This window comes from Microcoleus sp. SVA1B4, from assembly GCF_036700545.1.
GTDB lineage: Bacteria > Cyanobacteriota > Cyanobacteriia > Cyanobacteriales > Microcoleaceae > Microcoleus.
In genome coordinates this window covers 1-4,320 of record NZ_JAUBPB010000080.1, presented here as the reverse complement: position 1 = coordinate 4,320, position 4,320 = coordinate 1, and the positions used below count along the sequence as shown (strand labels likewise).

Here is a 4,320-nt window from a genome sequence, read left to right as displayed (position 1 = left end):
GTCTCAAAAACACAACAAAATTTATGAATTGTGGAACAGGCATCTTGCCTGTTCTTCCAACCTTGTTGATAATGATACAACATATGAGTTTATCCTCACCTACTCAAAGCAAGAAATATTTTTTGCACTAAGTTTGGTTTTTCCTCATTGAGATAACGATAATGTTTCCAAACTTTCCAATAAGGACTACCCGATTTAATTGGTATCCCAGCCCAGTGAAGATATTTTAACCTTTTGCCTTTGTCATAAAGAACATAATCTATTTCTTGAAAATGTTTAGAACCCGCCCAGCTTCCCGGTTCGCTTGGTGAATCTTTAACAAGATTGCAGCGTTTGGGAATCAGTTTAAGAATGATATAATTTAATATAGGTTGGTCTGTGACATTTTGAGTAAAGTCAAAATATTCTCGATGCTGCGAACATTCTTGCAAAATTTCATACATTTGCGATTCTGTAATCGTTCCTTTTCGGGAAGCCCAAAAACCGCTGTTGAATACATCTTGAAGCTGTGAGTCTGTAAAGATATTCTGTTCTTTTACAAGTGGTGAAAATACATTTCGCAGTTTTTCGCTGAGGTGGTGATAGTCGCAGCAAAAAAAGTCTACTTCTGATAGTTTGTTTAAGTTGTCTGCGATGTCTTCAAAGACGATGATATCGGTATCGATGTACAGAAATTCGTCAAGGGGGCCAAACCAAACGGCGAGTTTTCGCATTTTGTTGGGGAGGGCTAAAAAGTTGCGATCGAACATTTGGCCAATTTCTCTGGTAAACTGTTCGACAAACTCCAGATTTGGGAACAATTGTACCCCGTGGAGACTGCTGAGTGCGGCTGCGACTTGCTGATAATTGTCGTCGAAGGGAATCAGAAAAACAGGTACTTGACAATTGTACAGACGTATGCTGTTTAGAAGGGCGATCGCACTTTCGATCACCTTATCATTCGCAACAATATAAATACCGCGATTCATACATTTATCCTCAACCTTCTCAATACCCTTTTTAACAAATTCGGCCCAGAAACCTCAGTATAAGACTTTAGCGGTTGGGCAAAAATCGGACGCTTGGAGGGTTCGCGGAGATAGCGGTAATGCAGAAACAAATCGCGATAGGGAAACTCAATATTTTCGCCCGCACAAACTCTCCGAATTAAATCCGGCGGCACACCAATATAATGAATGTAAGTAAGTCGGTTTCCCTTGTCGTACAAAATCCGATCTTGCTCTTCAAAATGTTGAGAAGTGACGCTGCACCCGGTTTTTTCGCCATCCGGGAGACTATAAGCAAAATTATAGCTATTCATCCCCGTTTTCATCACCATATAATTGAGCAACGGCTGTTCTCCCGCACCTTCATAAAGAATTTCCGCCTCGCCCGATTGCAGTTGAGCTAACAGCCATTCTCTAGTATCTTGCTCAAACAATCCTTGCTTGCTGGCGTAAAATCCCGAACAAAATATTTCCGAGTCGATCCGATTTTGCTCAAAAACTTCGAGGAGTTTTGGTGACTGAATATTGTATACTTTAGTTGGGGAGAGAAATTGAAAATCATAAACCACAAAATCCGATCCCTCTAATTTATGAAACACGGCATCAAGGGAATTCATCACCAAAGTATCCGCATCCATATAGATAAACTTTTCAAACGGGCCGTCGAAAGCGCAAAAGCGCCGGTGTGCGCCGTAAAGCCGGAATTTTTTGCGGTTCAAACGCTCTGGTGCGGCTGCTTCCATGAATTTGTCCCATCGCTGAAGAGATGCGCTATCTTCATAAATAAAGACGTTGGGACGGTTAACAATTTCAGCTTGGATTTGCTCTATCTGGTCGTCGAAAGGATAAATACAGACAGGAGTATTTGAGCCTAAGATAATTTCAATACTGTTGAGCAAGGCAATTAGTTGGTCGTAAACTGTATCGTTGGCTAGCGTGCAAATTCCATTCATATCTAAGAGTCTCGCGAAGGCGGAATTTGTTTATATAGTTGCGGTTTCAACCGCCGAATCATTTAGTAAAATAATAGAGGAGGGCGATCGGGGAAGACTAAAGCATAGAACCGAAAACCAGAGCGACGCGAAAACCGATGTAATATTGGCGGTTGCCCGTCGAGTCCCTGACACGATAGGCACTGCGGCAACTGAACGCAGGGCTGTGCAAGGAACCACCACGCTGCATTCGGTATTCAGATGTGCCAGTTTCCCAGGAACTTCCGTCAGTTGGTGCCCCGTTATAGTTTTCGTGCCATCTATCACTGCACCACTCCCAAACCTGACCGTGGAGGTCGTAAAGTCCAAAGGCATTGGGGAGACAACCCCCGACATAAGTTGTGTGTCCGCGATATCGGACTAATTCCGGGGTAATAGTTTCCCCAAAATGAAATGGGGTTGTTGTACCCGCACGACAGGCATATTCCCATTCTGCTTCACTCAGGAGGCGATATTTTTTCCCGGTTTTTTGCGAGAGTTGGCCACAGAATTCGACGGCCATATCCCACGATACTTTTTCTACAGGACGTTTTTCACCTTGAAACCATGATAATGATGATGGGTTGTTTCCCATCACTGCTTGCCACTGTGCTTGGGTGAGAGGGTATTTGCCTGCAAAAAAAGCGGGTACAGTTACTTGATGCTGCGGACTTTCACAACTGTCTCTACCTTCTTCTGTTGCTGGCGAGCCCATCATAAATGTACCCCCGGGAATATAAACCATTTCCAGCACAACTTCGTTCCCTAAGTCTTCAGGAAAGAAATGAGCATAATGACGGCGACGACTGTTTTCTTTTCCTTTAGCATCAACTGTTATCACATCAAAGTTAAAAGTAGGCAAATATTTTTGTAACTGCTGTTTTATATTGGGTTCATCTCTATTCCTCAGCAGCGAATAGGCTGCAAACTTCACCAACATTGATTCATCTTGCAGCGCGCCAATTATTAAATCTAAACCTGCATCTCCATATTTGAGCGCTTCAGACAGTGCAGCAATCTTCACTTCGACAATCGGTGAAGCCAAACGACTCTTAACGCCGGGAATCCCGCCTAAAACAGCAGCACCGAGGGGGGGTGGATTTTGACCGCCGAGTACAGCATCGTATTCTCTGGGTTGATTTTGGTTTTCTGTCATGGCGCTATTTATTAAGATACAAAGTTAGACAGCCAATTGAGCAAGTTTAATTCATGGAGAATGATTTGTCTGGCTTCAGCAATTTTCTCCCTCGCTTCATGCCAATAATCCGCAGTAGCTACAACCTCTTTAATAAATTCTACTCCTTTCTCATCCAAACTCGGCAGCCTCAGAAAACTCCCCGCCGGCAACAATTTATCCACCGCCGCACCGCCGTAATAAATCGGCAAACACCAAGCTAATAAAGCATCCCAAAGCTTCTCGCTGACATACCAATCGTTTTCGGCATAATTTTCAATAGCTAAGTTGTAATAGTATGGTGCGACAGCGTGCCATTTATTGTTGACAGTCCCGTTCCCGCGCGCCCAAGTTGGCAAGTTTCGTCCGTAAAGGTCAAAATTTAATTCTCGTTCTTGCAGCAATTTGATAAAGTCTAATCTCTGGCGGTGATTGGCGCTGCGGCTAACACCTGAAGTAATCCAAGAACAGGATTTAGTTTTCGGCGTCGCAGGCATTTCATCGAGTTCTCGAAACGAGTTAGAGTGATACCAAATCGCGGGCATATAATTGGGGTTTGGTGCGAAGTCGTCTGGCCCGGAAACGTAACTGCAATAAAGTTTTGCTTGTTCGTAGTTGGCTTTGGTAATTTCAATAACTTCTGGTAATGGCGGTTCGCGGATCAGGTAAATAATCCGTTCCTTGGGGACACCGCGCAATTTTTCTTGAATGTCGTTTTCTGGGTTTTGATGCCTGTAGCGACGTATTTTATCGAGCCAGGATTTATTTTTTGCAGGTTTGGGAAAGTCGAATTGATACATGAGTAAAAAGTCTGGTTCTGGGTGGTTGGCGAGCATTTGAATGTTGCCCCAGTTGCCGAAGTTGTGGGGGGTTTGTTGCCACAGCCAGTCGCTTTGACTCATCCCTGGGTAGGTGGTGATTGTGCCGATGATTTTTTGGTTCATATCTAATAATAAATCTGGTTTTGCGTGTGGGCGGGGCGGGTTTATGAGATTGTTTGTTTTAGGCGATGATTGTTGGTAAAACCCGCCCCTACTGATAATAAATGTGGTTTTTGGGTTGGGCAGGGCGGGTTTATGAGATTGTTTATTTGAGGCGATGATTGTTGGTAAAACCCGCCCCTTGTATCTTAAAAGAGTGCGTCAGTCGATCGCCACGTCATTGATTCGATCATACCGACAATCAGGCG

General features: G+C 43.8%; 4 protein-coding genes. All 4 read right to left on the bottom strand.

The annotated features are described in order from the left end of the window. Nucleotides 1–95 precede the first annotated feature (95 nt). On the bottom strand, nt 96–968 hold the full coding sequence (locus QT987_RS25840; RefSeq protein ID WP_333245983.1) for an Npun_R2821/Npun_R2822 family protein: 873 nt from the start codon (nt 966–968) through the stop codon (nt 96–98). After that, nucleotides 965–1,939, bottom strand: a complete 975-nt coding sequence (locus tag QT987_RS25835; RefSeq protein ID WP_333245981.1) for an Npun_R2821/Npun_R2822 family protein — start codon at nt 1,937–1,939, stop codon at nt 965–967. The genes QT987_RS25840 and QT987_RS25835 overlap by 4 nt, the downstream gene beginning before the upstream one ends. Nucleotides 1,940–2,036: 97 nt before the next feature. Beyond that, nucleotides 2,037–3,113: a formylglycine-generating enzyme family protein gene (locus QT987_RS25830; RefSeq protein ID WP_333245979.1), complete on the bottom strand. Its 1,077-nt coding sequence runs from the start codon at nt 3,111–3,113 to the stop codon at nt 2,037–2,039. An 11-nt stretch (nt 3,114–3,124) separates the two neighbouring features. After that, on the bottom strand, nt 3,125–4,075 hold the full coding sequence (locus tag QT987_RS25825) for a glycosyltransferase family 10 domain-containing protein (RefSeq protein WP_333245977.1): 951 nt from the start codon (nt 4,073–4,075) through the stop codon (nt 3,125–3,127). Between the last annotated feature and the right edge of the window lie 245 nt (nt 4,076–4,320).